Origin of the sequence: Paenibacillus vandeheii (assembly GCF_030433635.1) — a bacterium.
Classification (GTDB): Bacteria; Bacillota; Bacilli; order Paenibacillales; family Paenibacillaceae; genus Paenibacillus; species Paenibacillus vandeheii.
The window spans coordinates 205,784-231,909 of record NZ_JAROCD010000010.1 but is presented as its reverse complement, the minus strand read 5'-3'; the positions used below and the strand labels follow the sequence as shown (position 1 = coordinate 231,909).

The following is a 26,126-nucleotide window of genomic DNA, read 5'->3' as shown; positions in this document are numbered from 1 at the left end:
GCTTCATGTATATCATATTCACACTCAGGTATTACTGTTAAATTATAGACCTGCTTGCTCTTTCAAAACGTCTGCTTTGTCCACTTGTTCCCAAGGAACATCCAGGTCTGTTCGGCCGAAGTGACCGTAAGCAGCCGTTTGTTTGTAAATTGGACGACGCAGATCCAGCATACGGATAATACCAGCCGGACGAAGATCGAAGTTGTTACGCACAAGCTCAACCAATTTCTCTTCGCTGACTTTGCCTGTTCCGTATGTATCTACGTTGATCGATACCGGGTTGGCCACACCAATCGCGTAAGCGAGCTGGATTTCCACTTTGTCGGCAAGACCTGCAGCAATAAGGTTTTTCGCTACATAACGAGCTGCATAAGCTGCGGAACGGTCTACTTTTGTTGGATCTTTACCGGAGAACGCGCCACCGCCGTGACGTGCATAACCGCCGTAGGTATCTACGATGATTTTACGTCCAGTCAAGCCCGCATCTCCTTGAGGTCCGCCAATAACGAAACGCCCTGTTGGGTTGATGAAATATTTAGTCTGCTCATCCAGCAATTCAGCTGGAACGACCGGCAGGATTACATGTTCTTTGATGTCTTTTTGAATTTGCTCCAATGTAGTCTCTTCAGCATGCTGAGTAGACACGACGATTGTATCAACACGTACCGGTTTGTCACCGTCGTATTCAATCGTTACTTGAGTTTTACCATCCGGACGAAGATATTCCAATGTACCGTTTTTACGCACTTCAGCCAAACGGCGAGCGATACGGTGGGATAATGCAATTGGCAAAGGCATGAGTTCAGGTGTTTCGTTGGTTGCAAAACCAAACATCAGACCTTGGTCTCCAGCACCAATGTTCTCTGTCTCGCGAGCCATTTGTTCAGGGTCACGGTTCTCCAGAGCTGCGTTAACGCCTTGTGCGATGTCAGCAGACTGCTCATTCAAAGAAGTCAGGACTGCACAAGTATTATAATCGAAACCAAACTTGGCACGAGTGTACCCAATTTCCTTAATCGTATTACGAACGATGGACGGTATGTCCACGTATTCAGACGCTGAACTGATCTCACCGATGACAAGCACAAGGCCTGTAGCTACGGAAACTTCGCACGCTACACGAGCGTTTGGATCATTCGCCAGGAACGCGTCCAACACGGCGTCCGAAATCTGATCGCAAATTTTATCCGGATGTCCTTCAGTTACAGACTCCGATGTGAATAGATGTCGGCCTTTAATAGACATTGAAGTTTCAACCTCCCATAACCAGTAGTATGGCGATTGCCCGAACAAAACATTTACGTTGATTCGTTCACTGTACCCTCGAAAGCTTTCCGGGCGGAATAAGGACGCAGGGTCCGCAGTTACGAAGATAAGGATTTTTCAGGTAATGGCCTCAACAAAAAATCAACCTTTCCCTAGTGGAAAAGGCTGCGTACCTCAACTGCCATCTTAACGTATTTGTCAAGACGTGTCAAACAAATGGGGATAAGGAAAACACCCTATAAGTGCTGCTCTGCCTGCCGAATTAGCCGTTTCGTAATCTCTCCACCGACCGATCCATTGTCACGGGAAGTCAGATGGCCCCAGCCTTTATACTGGCCATAAGAGTGATCGCTGACCTCACCTAGCTCAGAACCAAATTCGGTATCTTCACCAGCCAGACCTCTACCGCCATATCCCACATTCAGACCAAACTCAGCGGCAATCTCATACTTCATCTGATCCAACATCTGACGACTTTCGGGTACCACTTTGCGGTTGCTTCTAGCCATATTCCTGCACCTCCGGTTATTGTTTTTGTACAATTATAGAGTGAGCAGGAACAGTGCTGGCTAGCCGTATTAATGTTTGTTAGAACTGGTTAATCTGAACAAATGAAATGAATAAAAAGTCCGAAAAGTGCTCATCCTATTTCAGAGAATATCCACCACGTACCATGACAGTCAGGCTGTACTTGTTACCATCCAATACCGTTATACCCCGTCCATCTCTTGGAAAAGAGAGCAAGTGATTGGTCGGTGCTGTCTGACCATTCGTCAAATCAACCCCGTCCGTCAGATCAGCTACACCATTCGTACCTTCACTGACGATCACAGCTTTACCGCTGCGTACGATGAACTCCGCGCCAGATGCACCGATCAGCTGTTGACCCGGCTTTACGGTTACAATCTCAACAGCATCAGAAGCTCCTGATACCAATGGAGGCAGCGTTGTATCTCCACCTGTACTACCCGAGTTTCCGGTTCCCGTAGAGCCGCTGTTGCTACCTGATGTATTTCCAGCCCCTGTGTTCGTGCCACCACCTAGAGCCTTTTGAATTTGTTGATCAACATAACTCTTCGTCACTACCGGATCATCTGCTGTTCCCGGTTGGCTTGTGCCTGCACCTATTGCCGTATTGCTGTATACAGACCCAACCCACACGCCAACACCAATCGCTAACGCAGCCAGGGATACTTTCATATAAGGTTTCATGTGATTTATTTTCCTCCTCTGGAAATCTATTAACTTTAACTATAGAGAAAAAGTAGGGATGCGACAAGCAAAACCTCGCTTCCATTTCTCTGGAAACGAGGTTTTGTGGATAAATCACTAATCGCAGAAAGATTTCGTTTATCTCGAATCTACAGGTTCTTCCTTTGGAAGCTTGGTCAGATCGTATCCATAGCCTTGTTCCGCAAGACGAATACGTTGTCCCTGGAACTGGTCATATACCGCCAAACGATACGAGCCTCCTCGCAGTTTCTCGAAAAAGCTGTCTTCTACACTCCAAGTGAGTGTTTGATTCGTTCCCGCTTTCAGATCGGTTCCCAAGACTAACTCTTTCTCATATGTTTTACCTGCTTGATCGGTCAGCGCAAGGATTAATTTATGTTCGTTCTCGCCCATCTCAATCTCTTCATTGCGGGATAGGCTATAGTTCATTTCTACCTGCACAGACGAGCTTCCTGCCAGATATGCACGTACACTATTAGCAGTCAATAGATACGGATAGAGATCAATATTTGAGAGAGTCCCTTGAACACTGATGGAAGTTGGTGGCACTTCGAATGCTAGAGCATTCACATAGGCTGTGGCTTCCCCTTCGCCGGTGACAAACTTGCTATCTGCTATGCCTTCACCCACAACCAACCGCATATCCGAGAATGTGACTGACTTCGGAACCTTAGCCCAGAATGTAACAATTGATTTCTGGCCTGGCCCAGGTGAACGCTCAGATTGTTTTGCAGTTGCTCTGTAATATTGACCGTCCGAAGTTTTGAAGTAACCCACCAGTTTGCCAAGCCCACTTTGACGCAACGATTTGTTTGTCATTTCAAATTCAGTATATACGATATCCGATGATGTTCCTGGGTAACGGATCGTTCTGCGCACACCCATTTCAGTCTCTTTATCCGCAATGCCAGTTGTATAGGTCTTACCCGTTGCTACGTAGGATACGGGCTGGATCAACCCGGACGTATTTAAAGTAATCCACTCATTCGTTTCTTCTTCACTAACCTTTTCAATTAAACTTACTTCCAGACGACCCATACGAAGCTCAGAAGGAATTTTGGTCAAAAGATAAGCCTCTGTCGTCATACCGGCTCCAAGCAGTTTTCCGCTTTGTGTATAGATTAACTTCTTGTCTCCATCGATTTGAGCCGAGTCAATGGTGAACATTGCTTCAAGCTCTGGGAGCTGCACCGTTTTGCTGCCTGCATTACGAATCGTTACTTTCGCAGCTACAATGTCACTATCTATCCATGGTAAACGCTGCAACGATCCCAACGAAACACCAAATGTTCCTTTACTATTCTTAATAACCGTCTCTGTTGTCAAACCGTCTCCAGTGGATACAGATTGCGGTATCGCATATACGCCTACAGGATAGGAGAAAACAAAGCTACTTGTACTCGTTGGTGTCGATGTATCCGTGCTCTCCGTCTTATCCACAGGACTCATCGCGTACAGCTTAATTTTGCTTGTGTCCCCATCACCTTGTAAGGTCGCGTTGAGTTTAATTGTTTTAATATCTCCCGGATTAAGCTTTAATGCGTCCAATGCTTTGGTTTCAATCGGATAAACTGTTCCGTCAGCTGTTCGCACTTCAAATGTATAGGTTGGTGCTTTAACGGCTTTCTTACCTTCGTTCTTAAGTACAAATTGCATATTCAGATCATATTCGCCGTCATCAATACGAACCTTTGCTGACTCAAGCAATGTAGATAATCGTTGTCCCTCAACAGATATGATATTCGGTTGATTGGCAGCCACCTCTACGTTGGTAGCTTTACTTGCCTCAGGCAGCTGCAACGCAGCAACAGGTAAGACCGTCTTCTCTTCACCCTGCTCTTCCACGAGCAATAGTTCAGACTTTTGCAACTTCACCGATGTGGGGAGAGAAGCCATCAGACTCAGGGCCTTATTGGCCTGTGCCTGTATGCTAACGCTTGTACTATCCTTGTCTGGCGTCAACGGGTAGTTCGTACCACTTGGCGTACGTAAGATCCATTTGATATTCGGATTTTCAAGTAATTTGTAACTAATATTGTTTAAATTCACGCCAATTTTGACATACTGATTCTTATCTTCACCTGGGAACACTTTAATACCAGACACTTTCACCTTCACGGCAGAATCACTTAGACGAACCGTCTTCGGTTTGCCTACGGGTGTAGTAATACTATAGGATGCGGGTACATTAAACTTACCCAGCGTACGTTCATAGTTAGATTGACTGAAATCCCATTTTACGATGAGGAAGTTCAGATCACTCAGCTTCACTTCCCGACCAACCTTCATGACGTAAGTCAGATCTACCGTTGATCCAGGTGCGACTGTTTTCTTCTCCTGATCCTTCGCAATCAGTTTAGGTGAGAACAGCGTACCGCCTTTGGTTTTTACCTTGCTCCAATAATCGAGCATCATCATTGGGGTATTGTCATTGTTCTTATATGACAGAGTATACGTAACAACGTTTCCATCATCCTGAGATAAGATGTTTACATCCGTTAATCTAACGGAGCTACGTGCGGTTACTTTGACAGGGGACAAGTTACTCAGTGTATGTACGACCTTGTTCGTTGTTGTTGTTTTCTTTGGTACACTGCTATTGGAACTGGTGGCAGACGTTTTATTCGTTGTGCTCGCTGCCATGGCAATGCCAGCCGTTGAACTGATCAACAACGCACTTGCGAGCAAGCTCACAACTATTTTCTTTTGATCCACTTCCAAACCTCCCATAAGTTGCTTGTTGCTTTATAGTATAAACGTTTGGAGAGTGAAGAAAGTTACGATGTTGTTTTCTAATCTCTTTTTACTCAATAAAAAAAGAGATCTACATACAATAGTATGTAGATCTCTTTTTTAAAAATTAATTATTATTAAGGAGTAACAATAACGTCTTTGTATACACCACTCAGAGAGAATGCAGCAGCTGCATTTTTAGCATCTGATTGGTCAGTTACAACTTTAGAGTTAGCATTGCTGCTATCCAATTCAACTGTAACTACAGATTCAGCTGTAAGAGCCGCTTCAGAGGTGAATGTCACATTTAGAACGTCTTGATCATCAGCATCTACTGCATAAGTGACACCAGATACTGTAGTACCAGTAACGCTCAATTTAACAACGTTTGTACCAGATACTGCAGCAATGTTTTCAGTGAATTTCACTTTAGCAGTATAGCTGTTACCGCCATTGCTAACAAGCCCAATTGCTTTATTTGTTGCGAAGTCTTTAGTTTCTGGTTTGATATTGTCAATAACAGTTAGACCAGCAGATGCAACTGGTACAGTTACACGAACTCCCAAGTTATCTTGAGTGTTTGGAGTAGTTACTCTAAGACCAAATTTCGCATCTGGAGCAGCTACCAATTTGTTCTCTCCAGCAAGTGTGAAGTTAACAATTGTTTGACCATTAGAGTAAGTTGGTTGACCATCAAGCACAACACTCCAATTAGTTCCACCTACATTAACAGCAAAGTCGTTAGCATCAACAGTATTCAAAATACCATCAAATTTAACTGTAACTTTGTTTGTAGCAGTAGCTTTAACAGAATCCGGAACCAGTTGTACTGAAGTTCCCGCTACTGCAATATCGCCACTTACATAGCTGTTGTCCGTGTAAGCAAAAGCACCGGCTTGATCAGCTACTAAAGATACACGAAGTTTTGCAAGGGTAGTATCCAGTTCTTTGTCAGTATAAGGAACTGTAATTTTCACAGTTTCTGGGGTAACCAATTCAACTGTTGCATTGCTTGGCAGAGCTTCAAATGTAGTTGCTCCTGTAGTCCATTTCAATGCGTATTTGGATCTTTCCAAAGCGTTACCAGTTCCATCTGTAGCAACAGCTTTACTGAATGTAACGAAGAAATTAACATCACGTTTTGAACCATTGGTGTTTTCTTCTTTCGTCCAGAATCTAGTTACTTTAAATTCAGATGTGTTCCCAACAGTAATTGCAGAAGATACAGGCACAATTGTGTTAGGTACATAAGCATTATCTTGAACTCCAGACACTTCTACAGTGTAGTTTCCTTGTGGAAGATATCCAGACAAAGTAATAACTGCTTCATTAGTGTTAGCATCGAAGTTGATAGTTTTAACTGGGTGTCCGCTTCCGTCCAAACCATAACCTACAACAACTTTACCATCTTTATCTTTGATCGTGTAGTTAGCTTTAGTTGTACCAGTAGTGTTAGTGGATGATACAACTGATTTGCTGTATTTCACTTTCAATACGTGGTTACCACTTTCAGTAGATACAGCAACATTGTTAACTACTGGTTTAACAGTATCCAATGTTGGAGTAACTTTCACTTCACGAGTAGCAGTGTTTCCACTGTAATCAGTAGCGCCTTCGATAACGATTGTGTTTTCACCCACGCTCAAAGCATTAGCTCTTGTGAATGTAACCGTCAATTTGTTACCAGAACGTGTAACTTCACCAGTTTTAGCAGTTGTACCATTGTACACGCGTGTGAAGGATCTGATTGGCTCGTTGAATTCAATTTCAACTTTTTGCAAGTCATAAGATTTAGCAGTAGTTACAGTTGGAGCTTCAGTGTCAGCAGCAACAGAGAAGTCAGATTCTACTGGAACTACTTTCAGTCCTGAGAAATCTTGAACATTGCTAACTGTGAGTTTGTGATCTCCAGTTGTCAAACCAGTAGTGATGATAACACTGTCAGGGAATGCATATTCCACTGTGCCAGAAATTACTTTACCATCTACTTTGTAATTAGAAGTAGTGATTGCAGAAGCGCGATCAACTGGCTCAGAGAACACTACTTGGAATGCTCCTGTACCCAAACCTTTAACTTCTTTTACAGAAGGTGTAGTTACGTCAACTGGTGTGAAAGTAACTTCTTGTGCAATTGTTTTGGAACCGTCAGAGTTTTTGATGCCACTAACAGTCAATTTGATTGCTTTTTGGTTATCTAGTTTGTTACCACCTGTGTAGTACTCGTTATCCAAAGTCAAAACTACAGTTTTCTTGTCAGCAGACAGAACCGCAGATTTGATATCTTTGCTCAATTGATAGTTGTTAACATCTTCTGCTGTAGCAGCGTCAACATCACCATCAAATGTAACAGTTACTTGTTTCAAGTTGTTAGCAGATACGCTTTGAACTTTAGTCGCTGCAGTTACTACATAAGTAACTTTCTCAGTGAACTCTTTATCTTTGTAAGTGAATTTTACTTCAGTTTCTTTGTTAGCTTCAAGAGCTTTATCCAAAGTTACTTTAACGGATTCACCGTCGCTGATTTTGAAAGTAACAACTTTACCAGCTTCGCTTACTTCATAAGAAGCAACTTTCAAGCTTTGCGCTTGATCAATTGCGTAAGCAGCGCCTACAAGCAATTGACGGGAAGCGTTGGATTGGAAGTTCAAGCTAGTGTCAAGCAGACCAGCGTTGATTGCTGCTTGAACATAACCTTTAGCCCAAGCTGTTGCTGTGTTGTTAGTTTCAGTAGGAACTTCGAGGTCCAAAGCGATTGTCAGAACTTTCGCCATTTCTTCGATAGTTACTTTACCGTTGAAGTCAAAGATTTTCTTCTCAACGTTTTTACCTTCCATGATGCCTGCAGCTGTTACTGCTTCGATGTAAGGAGCAGCCCAGTTTTTAGCATTGTAGTTTTTATCGTTGTAAGAATATACACCAGTGATTTCTTTCAGGCCAAGCAATTTAGTGATAACTTTTGCGAACTCAGCGCGAGTCATCTCTTTGTCCAAACCAGCAGTTCCATCTGGGTAACCAGTGAAAACACCTTTTGCTTTCAATGCATCAAACTGTTGTTGTGGCGAAACTGCTGTATCACCGAATGCTACAGATGCAAACATTGAGAATGCCATTGCTGTAGACAGAGCTACGGATAAAATTTTCTTCATAACCTTTTTTTCTCCTCCTTGGGCGTTCATAACATTGGAATTTTCTTTAATAGGGTCGCTCGTGTTCCTCATTCTATTGTCGCACCCCCTTTCCAGAGTCATGAGCAAGTTAATATAAATGATGTCTGTGAGCATATCACAGAAACTTGTAAACAAGAATAATAATAGAACCATACGAAAATAGAGTAGTTTCCTAATCCTACCTTACGTATTATACAATGGGTCTCTCGTGCCGTAAAGCAATTTTTTCTAATAAATAGACAAGATTCTTCACGAGGTCATTCTTGGTAAGTTCCCCAATGTTTTTGACTCTACATCTTAAACGCAGCAGATTTCAAAAAGTTGCGGATTCAGCAAAAAAAGTTTTGAACTTATTTATGTATTGATGCAGTGCGGGTACATGCGAGGTTCAAAACCTTCAAACCACCAATGATGGAGCAGTCTGCATAAGATTATTTTGTTTTTGGATTGATGGGGACGTTTATTTATACCCGATAACTCGCTGCATGAAGCGACAAATTCTTCTAAATATGAAATAAATAAAAGGCATTCCATATGGAATGCCTTTCGTACAGTTCTGGTTCTATAACTTAGCGAATTTTCATCGCAAGATCAATAATTTGAGCACGCATATTCGGATCACTGTTCAATCTCAGATACATGTCGTCAATGGGTTGTCTATTTTCCCGGTACGTCTTCTCATGTTTCATCGTGGTGTGAGACCATTCAATTAAGTCATTCTCAGCCAGAACCAAATTGTTATACGCATCATGGAAGCCAGTCGCCTTGACAAGCCCTTCCATCACTTCTTGGGAAACTTCCTGCGTTTTACGTGTATCTTCTATTTTCTTCTCCAGAATGACTGCTTGTTTCTCGAACTGTGTCTTTGCCTTCATGTAGCCCAACTGGGCTTTCGAATAAATCGGTTTCATTAGCTAACTTCACCCTCTAGATCATTGTGTATTTACCGTTATTGTATCTTAATCTCTAGCAAATTACAAAAATAGTTATTGGTAAAAAACAGTTTCCTTCTATTATAAAAGTGTTCTTTACCAGTGGTTTGACAGCCATAAAAAGAACCCGCCCTTTTTATCAAAAGGGACAGGTCCTCTCTAAATAATTATAACTATACTAGATTAGCTCAACGTTTTAGGGAATAGCTTCGTACTCTTCTTGAGTAGCTCTACTGCAATTTTCGCAGCTTCCGCACGAGTCATGTTACCCTTCGGATTGAACTGATATTGAGGTTTGGTTGCGCCTGGGATCGTCACAGGGCTTCCTTCCATGATTTTGGCTTTTGTAACCGCCACGATGGCTGGACGTGCATAGAAATCGATGGAGCTTGAATCCAGGAACGATTTTGCCAAAGTTGCAGACAGCTTGCTGTCATTGGCAGCGAGCTTGGCATTCATCGCCCTTGCGATCATAACTGCTGCTTGTTCACGCGTCACAGGCTGATCTGGTCCAAAGAATCCATCACTAAGCCCTTGCACAATACCTGCACGCGCAGCCGTCTCAATCGCTTCGAATGTCCAGCGATCGGATTTCGTATTTTCAGAAACATCAGTGAAGGTTGTTTTGGTCGTTTTGACCAATGGAATATCCATACCTCTCACTAGCAATGTAGCGAACTCACCACGTGTCGTTTGGTCATCTGCGCCGAAGGCGTTTGTTCTAAGCGGGTTCATGATTCCTTTGGAGTACATCGCATTCAACAAGTTGCGCGCCCATGGATGGTTGGTGATATCCGGATAGCTCTGACTTTGCTTCATAACTTTGTAGTAACCAAATTCATCAAACGGTACCGTAATTGTGTGCCCCTTCGTATCTACTACACCACCAATGGATACCCATTTACCTACGTTAGAGTCATCCGAATAGCGGTATACCGTAATAGTAGAACCTACATCGTCAACAATAGTAGGATCATAGCTCAGAGTTAACGTTCCCCGTTGAGAAGGTGTCAAAATACGCTCCTGCGCATATCTTGTAAACTCTCCATCAATGGAATACGGGGTAATTCCGTTGGTTCCTGCTTTATACCCGTTCGTACCACGATCACCAAGCTCACCCAATCCACCATTAATCCAATAAATATCAGATACTTGTGTAAAGTTAGCTGTATTGATTACAGAGGCAAAGAAGCTGGACAATTCGGTAGGAATTCGGATTACGCTTGCACCATTCGTGCTTCTGTCATCCGTATTCACTCCAATGACGTTACCGTAGTCATTTTTCCGCTCTACGACCCCATCTTTCGGATCAGCGATACCGAACAATAGTTTGTTGTCGGGATAAAATTTCACCATACCGCTCGTTGTTGTAGATTGTAATACTGTTCCTTTCGGGAACGAAAGCATTACATTTTTGTTAAACACCGTATACTTGCTGGCCACTTTAGGAGCCATGTACTGTGAATCAATCGCAATGGCACTTGTATAATACACATTAATTGTATCGTTAATCGTACCACCGTCACGAATAATCTGTATCTTGATTGCGTTATCTTTGTCAGGTTTAAGACCTACATAATCCAGCACAAAACGATTGTTCATATCTGTGCGTTTCACAGCTGGCTCCTTGCCAACCAATACCTGGGTTGCTCCTTCAGCTTCGATGTCGAATCGAACAAAGTTTTTGTTCACAACGATCTTACTACCTACTGTAGGCTGTGGAGACAAGATGCGGTAAGATGATGGCTCACGTACAATCTCAAGCCGTTGGGTTGTTCTAGCACCCGTGCTGTTAATCAATTCGAGGGTGTATACATGCGTTCCTGGTGCATCGAACTTGAGATTCTGAATCCGGGCGATAAACAGGTCACTGTTCCCTGTAATATCATAGCTTGGCAAACCAGAAGTACTCGGTTGATTTACCTCAAATATTGTCGTTGTGGTCAGCTCTTTGGTGAAGATTTTATCTGAGCCAAAATATACATTTACAATCTCGGCTCCACCACCGTTAATAACAAGATCATAATTCTCTTCGCTTGTTACATACTTGTCCTCTTTAAATGCAAATTCCGGTGTAACGGAAAAGATTCGCTTCATCTCTTCATCTTCATATTGCGTAATCGGTTTGTTAAGAAACTGCTGACGTGAGTCCTTAGGAATCAACGTAGGCATAAAAGATGTAACCGTCGATTGATTCTGATCAATTACATTGATTTTCAACGTCGTCGAAATCGTAATAGGAAGCTTATTCGCATCCTCATCCGTAGCACGAATGAGAATCGTATTCTCACCATAAACAATCGGCCCTTGCTTTAATACAGGCAGGTTTACACTAAATGTGCCGTCATCTTCAGGAAATTTATCCGTTGTAGTAAACTTTTTGCCATTTACAATTACTTCAGCAACAAAGTTAGTACCGCCTATCGTTTTAAATCCAATAAATCGGCCTTTTAACGTAAGCTTTTGGTCGTTTTTTTTAGAATTGAATGTATATGTCTGTCCGTTTTGAAGGCTCTCTACATAAATAGAACTTGCAGTTACATAAGAGATTTTCACAACTTTAGGCAAGTTGGTTGGACTTCCATAATAGAAGCGAACCTGCTGCTCGCCTCCTAGGAAACCGGAAATTTTATAGACTTTCTGATTAGCAGGTAACCCATCTGGTCCATCTACGTTACCATCAATCGTTAACTTAGTCGTACCTGTAGGCAAATACTCACCTTTAAGTTCACCGGAGATTTGCTCGCTAGATTCTACTAAAATGTAGAAATCATTATTTTGTAACTTCGTACCATCGAGTTTTGCTTTGGAATCAATAACTTCACCTTCTTTATAATCAGGCAAATAATAGATTTCCGTAATATCCTGTGCTCCTGCAGAGTAAGTGTAACTCGCGTTGTAGCCTGCACTGAAATTTCCATATGCAAGACGAAGACGTAGTGTTTGATCTTTCTTTGGATTAGCGCCATCCAACTCTAGGTTGTATGGTGTTGTTACCTTGAATTTGACCAAACGATATTCAATTGTTACACCGTCTGCCCCTGTAATAAGGATTTCATCCTCTGGGGTAGCTGTAAAGATAAAATTAGCCGGTTGTGTCAAATTCCCATTGGAAAGTGTAATCTCACCATTTGTCGGACTAAATGGCTGAGCACTCGCTGAATATGGAAGCAAAACCTGCCCAGTCAGGGTTGCTGTTGTTTGACTTGTACCCGTAAAGGTTGGATTGCTACCCAGAATGGATTTGTCCTGTCCACCTAATTGCACTTTTAAATCCGTAAAAGGTTGATCTTTATCAAAATAGTAAATAGAACGTTCTGTTTCAATGGCATTAGATGCGCTGGAAATCTTGAACTTCAAGTTATTCAGTCCGGCTTTTAAAGCCAGCTGTGGCAAAAAGAATGATCCATCTTGCAGCATGGAAGCATTGATCTCATCGCCTCCGTTTACTTTTACGCTAACGAGCGTGGAGTTCTGCACTTTACCTTGAATAGAAACACGCTGTGTATCTACAACCGTATTAGAACCCTCATTCAAGTTATAGGATTTGTTTCCACCTGTAGCAGAACTGTCCGTGTACACTTGAAAGCTCTCGATAAAAGGAGCCTGATCGTACAATACATAGAACGTATCAGAACGTTCTACTGATCCTTGGTTCCCTAGAAAAGTGATTCTATTAAATCCCGGAAACAGATTCAGACTGTTCGCTGTGAATTTATTATTACCACTGGGATCAGCAGTAACTGCTGTTGTAATTGATTTTGTAGAGTCTGCGACCCACTTGCTCTCCGATCCGCTAGTAACCAGATTTAGCTGTTCAACTTTTACCTTCAAACTGGTATTCGATACAAAAGCGTAAGAACCAGTGATCGTAATGGATGAAGTTGAGGTTGTATATGCATTCGAACGTGTCAGGAAAGCCTTGGTTGCATCTGGCACGATAGCCAGCGCAGCAGTCTCCCTTAACGTTCTAAGATCTGGTGTAAAATACGTGGTATACGCGTTAGATCCTGTCGTGTCACCGTCCGCAGCCGAAGCAACGGCCCCACCGAACAGACCCTGCGGGAACAATGAGAACACCATAGCGACCAGCATGATCCATGCCAACGGCCGTTTCTTTTGTTGCATTACGTATCATCTCTCCTCTTTTTAAGTCAGTTACCGTTATATATCGGCCATTAGGTTCCAATTATTTAGTAAAAACAGCAAAATAAACAAAAAACCTTGTCCACGAAGGACAAGGTTTGGGTTGAAAGAATATTCAATAATATCAGTAAACGGGCATATCTATTTAGGATTTCGAGCGGGTTTCCGGGTTCATCTTGACGCGCATACGCATCAGGAAGTTAATAACCGGCCTTCTGGTTTTGCTTACAAGTCCGATGACTTCTGCTCCGACCTGGAGGAAGAACATCATGATACAAATCACGACGAACGTTACCCAGTTGGCTTCGAACATCGCAGCGGAAGATTGGATAATCGCCAGCACACCGAAGAATGCGGCAATACCGTAGATGATCAGCACCGTCTGACGGTGACTGAATCCAAGCTCACGCAAGCAGTGATGCAAGTGACCTTTATCCGGTGAGAAAATCGGTTTCCGTTGTACCGCACGACGAATGATCGCGAAGAAGGTATCCGAGAGCGGCACACCGATAATAATCAACGGGGTAATGAAGGACACGACAGCAATTTGTTTGAATCCGAGCATGGACAGCATCGCCAGAGAGAAACCAAGGAATAGCGACCCCGTATCTCCCATGAAGATCTTGGCCGGGTGAAAGTTAAAGAACAGAAAACCGATAATACTACCCAGCAGCACCAGGCACATCAAGGCAATCATCATATTCCCCATCAAGAAGGACATCACGGCAATGGTACCAATGGCAATACCGGATACACCGGCAGCCAGACCATCCAGACCATCAATCAGATTAATCGCATTCGTTACACCAACAATCCAGAGGATCGTCAGCGGAATGGACACCCAAGCTTCCAGTGAGGAGTATGCATCCTGAAAAGGAATGTTGACGAAGTCTACGCGGATATTGAATCCGAATACGACTACAGCAGCAGCAACAATTTGTCCGAGCAGCTTCACTTTGGCTGACAGTTCAAAACGATCATCCAACGCACCAATCAGTACGATGATCGAGCCACCAATCAGAAAAGCACTGACAAAGCTCATATCTCTTGTTGTAAACCATGATGACACAAAAGGAAGCAAAGCAGCAACCGTAATGATAAAGGCAAGGAAAATTCCTAAACCACCAAGACGCGGCATAATCCGAGTGTGCACTTTACGTGCATTCGGCGTATCCATTGCTCCGATTCTGACTGCGAACTTTTTGACAAGCGGTGTCAGGGCAAGAGCCAGTCCCATTGACACGATAAATCCAATGATAAAGATCGCTACCATTTGAACATTCGACCCCCAATTATAATACCTGTAAGAAATTATAAATCCCCTGATCTCTTTTTATATATAAAAAATCATTTGTCAGTCATTTTTGAATACTTGTTACACGATAACGAAGAGTGCAAGGAAAACCTGAAGAAGCGAAGCGTTCGCCTGAGAGCTTTCTGAAAGAAAGCTGCTTCGAAAGCATATGCTATCACGGGATTTCAACCTTTCAAAGGTTAATAAAAGAAATCCAGGCATAACAGCGATCAAAAGGTTATTCTGACATCGGAGTGGTCATGTGCAACTAAAAGTTTTTATTCGAGTGGCACACATGTAATCCGGAATGAATTATACGCTGATCCCAAGCGAAACGCCAACCTCAATTTTTAGCAAAAACGTGCATTTTACGCGTAATAGCCTAATTTTAACGGACTTTAGTCACGTTTTCTTTGTCCCGCATCACTTTGATAGCGAATTTCGGAAGCGCAAGCATTCGACCAGCCCGACTAGGTTCGCGAAGCAGACGGTAAAACCATTCTAGTCTTAACTTTTGGAACACTTTAGGTGCACGTTTGGTTCTCCCCGATATCACATCAAAACTGCCTCCAACCCCCATGGTTACAGGAACTTGAAGCGCATCCTTGTACTTGTGAATCCACGGTTCCTGCGTATCTGCCCCACGTGCAACAAACAGAAGATCAGGTGCAGCTTCACGGATGGAAGCGACAACCTGCTCGTCCTCAGCCGGACCAAAATAACCGTCACGATAACCTACAATTCGAATCGCCGGATATTGCTCTTGTAACCGAACTGCCGTTTCTTGAATCACCTCGGGTGTAGAACCGAGCAGATACACGCCCCACCGATAGTTTTCTCCAACACGCAGCAATTCATGTAAAAGCTCAAATCCAGGCACCCGTTCTGCCACAGGCTCTCCACAATAATTGGCAGCCCATACAACGCCTGTTCCATCGGGAACAATCATTTCAGCAGACTGCATAACCTTCATCATTGCCGGATTCTCCAGCGCGGCCATGACCATGATCGGATTGGCTGTGATGACTTGGTGCGGCTGCTTCGTAAGAACTGCTTGGCGCAGAACCTCCACCGTTTCTTTCATCGTTAGTTTGGAAAAAGGAATACCATAGATCGAAACGGTAGGTATTGGTCCGGTCTGATTCATCTTATTTCACCCTTTGCGGCCTAAATATTTAATAATTTGCTGAGCAGGCACTTTGGCTTCCTGCTTCAATTCGGTAATGCTGTCTTCATGTTCCTTCAGCCACTGTGAACGCTGATCCAACAGGTTAGCCACCGTCTTCGCCAGTTTATCCCCATCAAGCGCATCGGTACTGCCCACGGATTCACTATCCAGACGCAGCATGAACTGATCAATCTTCGGATCATACGAGATACCAACAGGAGGAACATACTGTGATGCTGCATAGATCAGACTGTGCAGACGCATGCCGATAACGACATCACAATTGCTGACTTCCTGCAGCATCAGCTGCGGATCAGTGAGATCCTTGGTCATGCTGACTTCGCTACCCTTGTTATCGAGATCGCCGAGCATTTCCATGACAAAACGTGAAGCCTCCGAATCACTCGGCAAGTGAAATGGCATAAAGCGCAAGTGGACTGCTTTTTTGGTGCAAAGCTTCTTCAATCCAGCAGCAATCGCTGTAAGCTCTTTACGATCCGACTCCCAGAAACGTACGGATACGCCGACAACCGGGAGCTTCGTATGAACACTTGTTCTATCTGCAATTACATCCTCTGCATTAAGATCAACAGCTTGATCACCCACTGTGATCTCCTGAGCATTAGATGATGGTTCTGGAGATTCCTCTGCAGCAGTTCCAGCGTCATTCCATCGCTTGCTGTCAGATTTTACTAACCCCCCCTCTTCCGATTTCAGTTCTGGCAAAGGCAGGCCCATCACCGGGTCGGGAACGACATGAATCTGATTCCACTGCAATCCAAGTCCGCGCAAATATTCAGCGGATTGTTCATCACGCACAGATACATAATTGCAGGCCTTGAAGACCGATCGAATCATTGGATTAAAAATTTTGCGATTTACAGGTCCAATGCCCTGCGCATAGATAAATGTTGGCTTTTTCAACCATTGGGCCAGTTTGATGACACCCAAGTAGTAAGGGATGGATTTCAGTCCGGTTGCATCCTGCAGCAGACTTCCTCCCCCGCTAATTAAACCATCACTTTCCTTGATCGCTTCGCGAACCTCCTTCAACTTCATCCGATGTACTGAACGTACACCGTACATTGAAGTGGTCCACTCCGGGTCATCGGAGAGCACAATCGGCTCAATCGTGACGTTCGATCTGTGGCTCTCCTCTTCCAGCGCGGTCAAGATTGACTTAAGTACCGCTTCGTCTCCGCTGTTGTTGAATCCGTAATATCCCGAGATGACTAACTTTTGAGAAGTGGTGACCATTTTTTCCAACATCCTTCCGCTACTTGCCACACACCCACAGCAACGATACCGAAGATTAAGCCAAGTCCCAATCCCATCACTCCACGAATGAGTGACAACACAGCTGGCGTATGGATATGCGCGAACGTATCCACCATGGACAATTGTCCAATTGCTGCAATAATGAGCACAAAGATGACTTTACGATATTTTAAAGCGGCGAACACGCCAACGATAAACAGCGGGTGTCCCAGCATAAATTCTTTGAATCTTGGCCGTACGCCGAATGTATCTTCCAGCGTTGTACGTAGGAACATCTCGAATGGTGTAACCGAACCCGAGTTGCCTGTACGGCTCAAATAATAGTATCCAACCACAGCAGCAACCAATGCCAATACAACCATTAATACGTTAATCGGTGTACGCAGAATCTCCTTAATTTGTTTAATGGAGAACGTACCCGAACCACGGTAAAACAAAATATAAATCGCAACAAGCCCCATCGGTGCAAAGTGCAACAGGCTCACGCCTCGGAACTGGTTGATCACCAGACTGTACGTAATGCTGTTCAGCAAAGCGATGACAAAAGGCACCGCCAGGAACGAAAGAATCGACGTTCTTACATATAAAAATAACGTTTGTGCCAACCGACGACCCGCAGGCGCGTCTGGCTGACGCTGTTGCTGATAGTTCACTGTACGAACCGCCAGCACCATCGCGATGGTCGGCGCGCTAATTGCGACCAGCAAGGCAATTCCTTGCTCCAGCAACGTCGGTTTAAGCAAGAACAATCCGGCACTGCCCACCAGAGCCAGAGCAAATACCAGCAATGTCAGCAGGGGTACAAAATATGAGACCATGAGCGTAATCATTGCGATTGCACCAATCAGGGCAACCAGCTTGGCATAACGCTGAATGGAAGAATCTTTAACTGTGAATGCTTCAGCTTGTCCCAGTTCAAAGCCGTGTTTCCCCATACGCTCAATCGCATGACCGGGCTCACCCAAACTGTTGATCAGATTATCAATTGGATTGGTGATCATGGCTTTGGCCGTATTCCGACTTGGCGAAGCATTCATATAGAGCATACGAATGTTGCGGTCTTTGGTAGCCAAAACAAAACGGTCAGCAATGGTGTCTACATCCAGATTGGCATCCCCGTCACTTAAGGAATACAGACGAGTTACATTGTAGTCAATTTTATAGGAGAGCGTCTCAAAACCGGATTGTGGTTTCTTCAAATTCTCAATAGCCGCCAGACCAATATGGTGCTTATTCAGCAACTGAGCGAACATATCGAGACTCTTCATCTCTGCATTATCATTGTACCCTTTCACAGCATCGCCATCAAACAAGATGCGCTTTACCCCATTCTCTTCGAAGAAGGTAAGCAGGCGTTCCATGGATTCCTGATTGTAAGGAACACTGTCTGCGATCCGTGGCAAAATGTAAAATCCTTTATCACGCAGCATCTTCACGGCAACTGGATCTGGCTGCAAAGGCTGCATGTTCGCATTCTCCGGTGGAGTCTGCAATATTAAGCCGCTACGACCTTCATATTCCCATGGAACCACAGGAATCTCCCGATCGGCGAACGTTTGTTCAATGATAGGAGTATACGTTTGTGCATTCTCCTCGTTGGTGAACAGCACATACGTGTAATTATCGTTAGAAGGAATGACATTTTTAGTCATGTTCGCAATATCCTGCCCGTTATACACCATCAGACGGCGGGACTTCTTCAACTCATCCAGTGTACTTTCGAACACCGCCATAGTTGTCACTCCGGCATCTTTCAAACGAGTCAGCTGCTCATTCATGAAGTCTTGCGGATGGGCCTGATAAGCCGAAATATCCAAAAGACCCCGATAATTGAAGACAAGCTCCACCTTTTTGGCGGAAGATTCCGTCTGCACCCGATCACTGATGACAGGGATGGAAGCAATCAAACCGATAATGACAACAATCCACAGCCACTTCCGGGAAGCGGTATTCCAATAAAGCCATTTTTGACGCACTACATGTACCTCCTCAAGTATTGGAACCAAATACACGTTCAGCTCATGATTTTCATTGCAGTATAGTGAATAAATACCGGATACACACAGCTTGTGTTAACCAACGTGCATCTATCCGCAATTCATCCAAAATAGATGTAGACATTCACCCTTTTTACCTAAAAGAAAAGCCCCTCCGCCAACCAACCTTACGGTGCGGAGAGGCTTTCTCATGTTCTTGCTCAGTACTGCATTCGTATTTATTGTGCGTCTACACGCGTCATCACTGTAGTCGCCAGAAGTTGGATACGGCTTTCCGCGTCTTCCAAGCTCTCTCCACGCACGGCGAAGTACACTTTAATCTTCGGTTCTGTTCCCGAAGGACGCAAGCAGAACCATGATCCGTCTGCCAAAATATATTTCAGAACGTTCTCTTTAGGCAAGCCATCCAAGCCAAGGGAGTAATCCAGCACATCTTGTACAGCGATGCCGGCTACTTCTTGTGGCGGATTGGAACGCCAGTCGGTCATTTTCGCCTGAATTTGAGCTACGCCATCCTTGCCTTTAAGCGTACGGGACTCCAGCTTCTCCAGGAAATATCCGAATTGGCTGTACAGCTCTTGCAGGACATCATAGAGAGTTTTGCCTTGGTTTTTATAATAAGCAGCTGCTTCAGCAATCAGCATCGCCGCCAGGACAGCATCCTTGTCACGTGCGTAGCTGCCTGCCAGGTAGCCATAACTTTCTTCATAACCGAACAAAAACGTATGACTGCCGGTTGCTTCGAACTGGTTCATTTTTTCACCGATATATTTGAAGCCTGTCAGGGTATTCATCACTTCTGCACCGTAATGCTCGGCAATGACCGCTCCCATCTCGCTGGTTACAATCGTTTTGACAACTGCGCTGTTTTTCGGCAGTTTACCTGTCTCTTGCAAGCGGCTTAACACATAATGCACCATGATGGCTCCGGATTGGTTACCTGAGAGTACGAAATACTTGCCATCATTATTTTTAACTACCGCACCCATGCGGTCTGCATCCGGATCTGTACCGATCAGAATGTCCGCACCCACGGATTCACCCAGCTTCATTGCGAGTGTGAACGCTTCGCGTTCTTCCGGGTTAGGGGATTTCACAGTTGAAAATTCAGCGTCTGGCTGTTCTTGTTCTGCCACAATGTGAACCTGCTCGAAACCGATTTGTTCCAACACACGTCTTACAGGCACATTTCCTGTTCCGTGCAGAGGAGTGAAGACGATTTTGAAATCACGGCCGACACCGGATTGAATCAGGTCACGACTGAGACTCAGGCTGGCGACTGTATCAACAAATGCCTGATCTTCCTCTTCTCCAAGCCATACGAGCAATCCTTGGGCTTCGGCTTCTTCTTGCGTCAGCTTTTTCACATCCGCGAGGGAAGGAACTTCCTGAATGTATTGAATGACTTTCTCCGCTTCGTGCGGTACCAGTTGGCCACCCTCGTGATTGTACACTTTGTAGCCATTGTATTCAGGAGGATTATGACTTGCAGTCACCACAATACCGCCGGTTGCTTGCAGATGACGTACACTGAAGGAAAGCTGAGGCGTAGGACGCAGGGAAGTAAACAGCTTAGCTACAATGCCATTCCCAGCCAGAACCAGGGCCGCATCCAGTGTGAACTCAGGTGAGAAATGACGGGAGTCATGTGCGATCACTACAGAAGGTTTACCTTCTTTGTCGCCATGCTGCTCCAGCAAATAACGCGCAAATCCTTGCGTTGCACGACCCACGGTATAACGATTCATCCGGTTGCTTCCCGCTCCAATTACACCACGTAATCCACCTGTACCAAACTCCAGATTTCTGTAGAAACGATCTTCCAGCTCTTTCGGCTGATCCTGCAAATCACGAAGCTCCTGTTTCGTCGCTTCATCAATCGAAGCATCCTCCAACCACTGCTGCAATGTTTGTGCTGCTGTTCCGCTTAACTGTTCCATTCCTGCAAACCCCTTCCTTCTATATAAAATTCAATTGAGTTCTGAACTATACAATCATTAGCTTGGGTCAGACAGTGCGAACATGATCTCGCCTTCAGCTACCACTTTGTCGCCCACTCTGGCTGTAGCTTTGCCTTTACCAATGGAACCTTTAAGACGCGTAATTTCCACTTCCAGCATCAACGTATCTCCAGGCACAACTTGTCCACGGAAACGGAAATTATCCAGTCCCGCCAAAAAGCCGATTTTGCCTTTGTTGCCTTCCAGATTAAGAATGGCTACTGCACCAACTTGTGCCAGTGCTTCTGTAATCAACACACCCGGCATAACCGGATACTCTGGAAAATGACCAATGAAGAAAGGTTCGTTAATGGTTACATTTTTTAATCCAACGGCACGTTTGCCATCCTCTAACTCTACAATCTTGTCCACCAGCAAAAATGGGGGACGGTGCGGAATAATTTCTTGAATTTGTTTGATGTCGAGCACAGTGTAATCTCCTCTCAGGGTCATTTATATGAGAATTCTCCATCATGGACTGACGTCAAGCGCAATAGCGGTCGTTACGGTTACGGATCGTTCTTTCGATCGCTGTTGTCCCCGAATTTTCTGATACATTTTAGAATGGTCTAAAATTCGGTGACAAAGGCGAGCGCTTCGCTTCTTCTGAACAATTCCGTCCCCTCCACTTACTTTAGTGCGGAAGCCATCAACCCCAACATGATCAAGTCGAGCCTCATATAAATGTGGTTTTCATTTAATTGTGTATGAAAAGCATATTTTCAGTTAACACTAGTTATATCCTTCATGACTGCAGTAGTGAAGGTTGAGATAAGGGGTCTCTCTTAGCGATGACGAAAGTCTTTCGCAGGGGAGGCCTCTTTTGCTGTGAAACGTCATCCATCATTATACTGTTTTCAACGCCAAAAAGAAAACTCCTGCCTGCGCAGGAGTTTTCGCATATGTCGTTTATCTACGGAGCGAACACCAAATCATATACATGTTCCCATGTACTCCACTGCAATACGGAACCGATATCCTGTTTGCCCAGTACCACGTAGCCAGCCACCAATCCGCCAGCGAGGGCAAGAACAAGCAGGACCGGAACCAGAAACCATCTTGCGATGCGCCATCCACTCTTCTTCTTCTTGACTTTCGTCTTATCCGGCTTGCTGTTCTGCTGCTGTGTATCTGTCATCACATTCACCTTTTATGCTCTCATATTGTTGGCAAGACCCGCCATGGAATCACTGGATGTCAACGCACGTGCCGCCAGTTGGTAAGTCCGCTGTCCTTGCATCAGCAAGGACATTTCCTGTGTCAAATCCACGTTGGATTGTTCAATGTAGCCTGCACGAATCATGGCTGTCGCTTCACGTGTAGCAGCATTGGCTCCAAATACATCATTTTCGGTTAGACCGGCATCCAGACCAAACAGGTTATCTGCATACTGCACCAGTCCTTCGGGACGCTCGATATCTACGAGTTGCAGTTGGGCTCCAATCGTTGCATTGGCTTCATTGCCACGACGGATCAACAGATTGCCTTTTTCATCAAAAGCAACCTTGCTGTTATTCGGTGCCGTAATGCGATTACCTTGACGATCCAATGCAAAATGGCCTTCGCCATTGACCAATACCATCATATCTGGCGCATTGGGATTTGTTTTGGGTCTTGTATCAGGGACAAAATGGAATGCGCCTTGACGCGTCCACATTTTCTCACCATTTGCTTCAACGGCAAACATCGCATTGCCTTCAATCGCCAGATCGGTAGGATTTCCTGTCTCATTGAGCGAGCCCTGAGACATATCCTTCGTCACATCCGCCAAACGGACTCCAAACCCGAGGTTGTACCCCATCGGAGTGGAGCGTCCATCCAGCTTATACTTATCCGGCTGCTGCTGCACTCGGGTCAGTACATCCTCGAATGCTGCTTGCTTACTCTTATAGCCTGCCGTATTCACGTTGGCAATATTATCGGAAATGACATCCAGACGCTGCTGTATTCCGGTCATGGAGACCATTGCACTAATCATGGAATTATTCATTCGGTGGTTACCCTCCCCTGGTGGTTCTACCCTCCCAAACCCTCCCTGGTAGGGAGGGCCCCAGATGGCGCTGCCCTCTGGACTCCCGAAACAGGCGGAGAGGGTGCGTGGGGTACGATCTTGCTAAGTGACGGTGGTATGTGTGCGCCGCGACTGCCCAGGAACGATTCACGCCATGGTTTCACATGGCTGAATCGTTCCTGGGCACGCTCTTTGTGCGACGGGTAGCTCCGCGGGTCTCTCCTTGCTTTGCTTCGCAAAGGACTGTCGAGACCGTCGCTGCGCTTGGCTTATTGCTTCGCGTGAGCCTCTCTGCTTTGCTACGCAAAGGGCGTTTGGCTTTTCGCTACGCGGCTATATTATATGTCGGCGTTATACACGCCCAACTTCATTAACGGCTTTGTCCAGACTGCGGTCGTAGAATTGTACGACCTTCTGGTTTGCTTCATATGCACGGAACGCAGCGTTCATATCCACAGTTGCCTGTGATGCATCCACATTCGAGCCTTCCAGGTAGCCCTGACGGATCTGCACATTATCACCTACAGCCAGCATACGAGCCGTTGCTCCATTTTGATCATTCAGGCTGAAATTGCCATCACCTTGACGTACCAGTTGGTTGGGTTGATCGATGACGCTGATTCCCAATGTAACCCCTGTCGGTGCACCCGTCTCTGCATTGACAAGACGACCTTGCTCATCCACTTTAAATTGGTCTACTGCACCTGTCAACACAACGGGTTGTCCATTATTATCCAACACCTGTGATCCCGTTGAGCTCAACAGCTGTCCTGTTCCTGTAACCTCGAAGTGACCATCACGCGTATATCTTGTGTTACCTTCTGCATCCTGCACTGTAAAATACGCTTGAGGCTGGTAGGTTACTGTACCATCAGCCCGTACAAATTTGCCTGAACCGTCAAACGAGACAGGTTGTCCTGTCTGTGGATCATTCACGGCCAGATTGGACGAAATGGCAAAATCACTCTTTTGCCCGGTCTCCATAATGGCTCCCTGCAAATTCATGGACAAACTTTCTTCCGCGAACACACCCGTGTTCAGCTTGCCCAGCCGCTTCGTCGGAAGATTGGCATCTCCGCCTACCAACGTAATGAGCATTTCCGGAAAAGAACGGCTTACGCTGTTCACTTGTTTATATCCCGTTGTGTTCATATTTACGATATTCTGCGTTGCGGTGTCATGGCGGCGTTGCTGCGTAATCATTCCCGCGGTAGCGGTGTACAGACCTCTTAACATGTATTAACCCCTCTCCTCAAGCGCTTGTCCTGCATAACAGGATAACTGCTTGTCCGTTCTTCTCCCGAGCATGGGCGAACCTTTGCTTTTTATATCGGCAGATTAGAACTTTTTCTTAACCACCTGATCCAAATTATTCAACATAATGCCTGTACCTTTGACGACACAATGCATCGGATCCTCTGCAACCCATACCGGTACATGCAATTCATTGGACAACAGTTCATCCAATCCGTTCAGCAAAGCACCCCCGCCTGTCAACACGACACCTCGATCGATAATATCTGCTGACAATTCTGGTGGCGTCCGCTCCAATACCGACTTGGCTGCAACGATGATGGATTGCACGGAATCCCATAACGCTTCCTGCACTTCATTTCCCGACACCGTTACGGTAACAGGCAAACCAGAGACCATATCCCGGCCGCGAATGTCCATCTCCGTCTGACGTCCACCCGGATGTACGGAACCAATCGCAATTTTGAGATCTTCGGCTGTACGTTCACCGATCATGAGCTTGTATTTGGCTTTGATAAACTTGGTAATCGCTTCGTCGAACTTGTCCCCTGCGACTTTAATAGAAGAGGCGGTGACTACGTCGCCCATAGATAGGACTGCAACGTCAGTCGTTCCGCCGCCGATATCCACGACCATATTGCCGCTCGGCTGAAAAATATCCATTCCCGCACCGATCGCTGCCGCTTTCGGCTCTTCTTCCAGAAATACTTCTTTGGCACCGCTGCGCTCAGCAGCCTCACGGATAGCCTTCTGCTCTACGGAAGTAATATTGGTTGGCGCACAAATCAAAATACGCGGGCGGCTGTGCCAGCTCCTTGCTCCCACACGATTAATGAAATGTCTAAGCATTGCTTCCGTAATTTCGAAGTCCGCAATAACACCGTCACGCAGCGGTCTAATGGCAACAATGTTACCTGGAGTACGCCCCACCATACGACGCGCTTCTTCCCCAACAGCAAGGACCCGCTTCGTATCGCTTTCAATGGTCACGACGGAAGGTTCATCGAGGACAACCCCACTTCCTTTCACGTGAATAAGCACGTTCGCCGTGCCAAGATCAATACCGATATCCTTGCTAAACATAAAAGAGCCCCCAAAGTGATATTATTTGGTCAGCGTATCCTGTGAAAAAGAGTCCCTTATCACGTCACCGCTCGTTCGACAAAGTGCAACATATATATGTAAAAATCGGGCTGATAAGATGTCATAATTCGATCCTGTACCAGCTTTTAACATATCATACTTCAGGGGAGGGATTCAATGCATGTGTGAGCTTTTTAGCCTACGTCTTTCCGCAGGTCCTTACGATTTAGCCGAAGCCAGCACCTCGCGTTTTTTACCGCTTGTTTTTTTGTATTTAATTTTGGTCGCTTCACCGCCCCGCAAATGACGGATGGACTTGTGATACTCCAGAATGTGTTTCACCTGGTCAGCAAGATCAGGGTTAATTTCCGGCAGACGCTCCGTCAGATCCTTATGCACAGTACTCTTTGACACGCCGAATTCCTTGGCAATGGTACGGACCGTATTCCTCGTCTCAACAATGCAGCGACCAATTTTGATGGTCCGTTCCTTGATGTAATCGTGCACGCTCCCGCCTCCCTACTGTGTGGATAGTTTGGTACATTATATGAGGAGCATGCCTAT

General features: G+C 45.1%; 18 protein-coding genes. All 18 read right to left on the bottom strand.

Translation table 11 applies throughout. The features are described from left to right. Positions 1-42 precede the first annotated feature (42 nt). The 18 genes from metK to spoIIID all read right to left on the bottom strand — a co-directional run bounded on the left by metK (position 43) and on the right by spoIIID (position 26,069). Positions 43-1,245, bottom strand: a complete 1,203-nt coding sequence (gene metK / locus P5G61_RS20910) for a methionine adenosyltransferase (protein ID WP_094939255.1) — start codon at positions 1,243-1,245, stop codon at positions 43-45. A gap of 257 nt (positions 1,246-1,502) precedes the next feature. Continuing rightward, a complete protein-coding gene (locus P5G61_RS20905) occupies positions 1,503-1,775 on the bottom strand; it encodes an alpha/beta-type small acid-soluble spore protein (protein WP_301248331.1) in 273 nt (90 codons plus the stop codon). Positions 1,776-1,911: 136 nt separating this feature from the next. Next, positions 1,912-2,478, bottom strand: a complete 567-nt coding sequence (locus P5G61_RS20900; RefSeq protein WP_301248330.1) for a hypothetical protein — start codon at positions 2,476-2,478, stop codon at positions 1,912-1,914. Between the two features lie 138 nt (positions 2,479-2,616). Continuing rightward, a complete protein-coding gene (locus P5G61_RS20895) occupies positions 2,617-5,214 on the bottom strand; it encodes a hypothetical protein (protein ID WP_301248329.1) in 2,598 nt (865 codons plus the stop codon). A gap of 155 nt (positions 5,215-5,369) precedes the next feature. Further along, the gene (locus P5G61_RS20890) at positions 5,370-8,552 is read right to left on the bottom strand and encodes an S-layer homology domain-containing protein (protein ID WP_301248328.1); all 3,183 of its coding nucleotides are present in this window, start codon (positions 8,550-8,552) and stop codon (positions 5,370-5,372) included. 416 nt (positions 8,553-8,968) lie between these two features. Next, positions 8,969-9,310 carry a hypothetical protein gene (locus P5G61_RS20885; protein ID WP_079695642.1) on the bottom strand — a complete coding sequence of 114 codons (342 nt, stop codon included), beginning with the start codon at positions 9,308-9,310 and terminating at the stop codon, positions 8,969-8,971. Between the two features lie 204 nt (positions 9,311-9,514). Next, positions 9,515-13,459, bottom strand: coding sequence for an S-layer homology domain-containing protein (locus tag P5G61_RS20880; RefSeq protein ID WP_301248327.1), 3,945 nt, complete (start codon positions 13,457-13,459; stop codon positions 9,515-9,517). Positions 13,460-13,622: 163 nt separating this feature from the next. After that, on the bottom strand, positions 13,623-14,750 hold the full coding sequence (locus tag P5G61_RS20875; RefSeq protein WP_301248325.1) for a glycosyltransferase family 4 protein: 1,128 nt from the start codon (positions 14,748-14,750) through the stop codon (positions 13,623-13,625). A gap of 409 nt (positions 14,751-15,159) precedes the next feature. Then, positions 15,160-15,918, bottom strand: coding sequence for a WecB/TagA/CpsF family glycosyltransferase (locus P5G61_RS20870; RefSeq protein ID WP_301248323.1), 759 nt, complete (start codon positions 15,916-15,918; stop codon positions 15,160-15,162). Between the two features lie 6 nt (positions 15,919-15,924). Next, positions 15,925-17,196 (bottom strand): polysaccharide pyruvyl transferase CsaB, encoded by a 1,272-nt coding sequence (gene csaB / locus P5G61_RS20865; protein ID WP_301248321.1) that lies wholly within the window; start codon positions 17,194-17,196, stop codon positions 15,925-15,927. Continuing rightward, positions 17,172-19,193 carry a DUF5693 family protein gene (locus P5G61_RS20860; protein WP_301248319.1) on the bottom strand — a complete coding sequence of 674 codons (2,022 nt, stop codon included), beginning with the start codon at positions 19,191-19,193 and terminating at the stop codon, positions 17,172-17,174. Before P5G61_RS20860 ends, csaB begins: the two co-directional genes overlap by 25 nt. 239 nt (positions 19,194-19,432) lie before the next feature. After that, positions 19,433-21,154, bottom strand: coding sequence for a phospho-sugar mutase (locus P5G61_RS20855; protein WP_301248318.1), 1,722 nt, complete (start codon positions 21,152-21,154; stop codon positions 19,433-19,435). Between the two features lie 57 nt (positions 21,155-21,211). Next, positions 21,212-21,643 (bottom strand): 3-hydroxyacyl-ACP dehydratase FabZ, encoded by a 432-nt coding sequence (gene fabZ / locus P5G61_RS20850; RefSeq protein WP_024632705.1) that lies wholly within the window; start codon positions 21,641-21,643, stop codon positions 21,212-21,214. A 484-nt stretch (positions 21,644-22,127) separates the two neighbouring features. After that, positions 22,128-22,352, bottom strand: a complete 225-nt coding sequence (locus P5G61_RS20845; RefSeq protein WP_024632706.1) for a DNA-directed RNA polymerase subunit beta — start codon at positions 22,350-22,352, stop codon at positions 22,128-22,130. A gap of 12 nt (positions 22,353-22,364) precedes the next feature. After that, the gene (locus P5G61_RS20840) at positions 22,365-23,204 is read right to left on the bottom strand and encodes a flagellar hook-basal body protein (RefSeq protein ID WP_301248317.1); all 840 of its coding nucleotides are present in this window, start codon (positions 23,202-23,204) and stop codon (positions 22,365-22,367) included. Positions 23,205-23,576: 372 nt separating this feature from the next. Further along, positions 23,577-24,461 carry a flagellar hook-basal body protein gene (locus tag P5G61_RS20835; RefSeq protein WP_301248316.1) on the bottom strand — a complete coding sequence of 295 codons (885 nt, stop codon included), beginning with the start codon at positions 24,459-24,461 and terminating at the stop codon, positions 23,577-23,579. 102 nt (positions 24,462-24,563) lie between these two features. Further along, positions 24,564-25,562, bottom strand: coding sequence for a rod shape-determining protein (mreB, locus tag P5G61_RS20830; RefSeq protein ID WP_024632709.1), 999 nt, complete (start codon positions 25,560-25,562; stop codon positions 24,564-24,566). 219 nt (positions 25,563-25,781) lie between these two features. Beyond that, positions 25,782-26,069, bottom strand: a complete 288-nt coding sequence (gene spoIIID / locus P5G61_RS20825) for a sporulation transcriptional regulator SpoIIID (RefSeq protein ID WP_024632710.1) — start codon at positions 26,067-26,069, stop codon at positions 25,782-25,784. Between the last annotated feature and the right edge of the window lie 57 nt (positions 26,070-26,126).

Coding starts and splice junctions, on each gene's coding strand:
- metK (WP_094939255.1), bottom strand. CDS start 1,245: ATGTCTATTAAAGGCCGACATCTATTCACATCGGAGTCTGTAACTGAA.
- P5G61_RS20905 (WP_301248331.1), bottom strand. CDS start 1,775: ATGGCTAGAAGCAACCGCAAAGTGGTACCCGAAAGTCGTCAGATGTTG.
- P5G61_RS20900 (WP_301248330.1), bottom strand. CDS start 2,478: ATGAAACCTTATATGAAAGTATCCCTGGCTGCGTTAGCGATTGGTGTT.
- P5G61_RS20890 (WP_301248328.1), bottom strand. CDS start 8,552: ATGGTTCTATTATTATTCTTGTTTACAAGTTTCTGTGATATGCTCACA.
- P5G61_RS20885 (WP_079695642.1), bottom strand. CDS start 9,310: ATGAAACCGATTTATTCGAAAGCCCAGTTGGGCTACATGAAGGCAAAG.
- P5G61_RS20880 (WP_301248327.1), bottom strand. CDS start 13,459: ATGCAACAAAAGAAACGGCCGTTGGCATGGATCATGCTGGTCGCTATG.
- P5G61_RS20875 (WP_301248325.1), bottom strand. CDS start 14,750: ATGGTAGCGATCTTTATCATTGGATTTATCGTGTCAATGGGACTGGCT.
- P5G61_RS20870 (WP_301248323.1), bottom strand. CDS start 15,918: ATGAATCAGACCGGACCAATACCTACCGTTTCGATCTATGGTATTCCT.
- csaB (WP_301248321.1), bottom strand. CDS start 17,196: ATGGTCACCACTTCTCAAAAGTTAGTCATCTCGGGATATTACGGATTC.
- P5G61_RS20855 (WP_301248318.1), bottom strand. CDS start 21,154: ATGGAACAGTTAAGCGGAACAGCAGCACAAACATTGCAGCAGTGGTTG.
- P5G61_RS20845 (WP_024632706.1), bottom strand. CDS start 22,352: ATGACAGATACACAGCAGCAGAACAGCAAGCCGGATAAGACGAAAGTC.
- P5G61_RS20840 (WP_301248317.1), bottom strand. CDS start 23,204: ATGAATAATTCCATGATTAGTGCAATGGTCTCCATGACCGGAATACAG.
- P5G61_RS20835 (WP_301248316.1), bottom strand. CDS start 24,461: ATGTTAAGAGGTCTGTACACCGCTACCGCGGGAATGATTACGCAGCAA.
- mreB (WP_024632709.1), bottom strand. CDS start 25,562: ATGTTTAGCAAGGATATCGGTATTGATCTTGGCACGGCGAACGTGCTT.